Annotated in this window: 1 protein-coding gene; it reads right to left on the minus strand. The window is 76.5% G+C overall.

Features of this window, described 5'->3' with window-relative positions; translation table 11 throughout:
• On the minus strand, window positions 1–626 hold a 626-nt coding region (locus IBL25_RS26540; RefSeq protein ID WP_367615701.1), incomplete at both ends, for a nucleoside-diphosphate sugar epimerase/dehydratase.

Consider the following 626-nt stretch of genomic DNA (forward strand, 5'->3'; position numbering starts at 1 on the left):
TGACCGGCACGCCGTGGCGGTCGGCGGCGTCCAGCACGTCTTCCAGCGCCTCGCCATGCAGGTCGGGGTCGGCCAGGACGAGCGCGGCGGGCAGGCGGTCGGCGGCGCGGAGGCGGTCCAGCAGCGCCCCGGCATCCTCGATGGCGCCGAGGATCGGGTAGCCATGGATGCGGCGCCCGGCGGCGCGGGAGCGCGGCGCCAGGATGCCCATGACGCGGTAGCCCGGCGCCCGCTGCTGGATGAGCGCGCGGATGAAGAGGTCGGCGGCATCGCCGGTGCCGAGCAGCAGCACCGGCTGGGCCGGGGCCTCGGAGAGGCGGCCGACGCGGTGCGTCTGGCTCAGCCGCCCCAGCACGCGCGGGATCAGCAGGGCGGCGGAGAGAATGCCGGCATGCAGCAGCGGAAAGGCCGGGTTGGGCGAGACCCAGGCGCCCGCCGCATGCGACACCACGGAAAAGATGGCGGCGCCCCCGATGCTGGCGCCGATGACGCCCACCAGGTCCTTCAGCGCCACGAAGCGCAGGTATTGCTGCGGCAGGCGCAGCGGCAGCCCGGCCAGCAGCAGGGAGGCCACGGCGCCCGGCACGGCACCGGCCCACCAGCCGCCGGGCGGCCAGGCGCCAGGC

Source organism: Pseudoroseomonas ludipueritiae, from assembly GCF_014490445.1.
Lineage (GTDB): Bacteria > Pseudomonadota > Alphaproteobacteria > Acetobacterales > Acetobacteraceae > Pseudoroseomonas > Pseudoroseomonas ludipueritiae.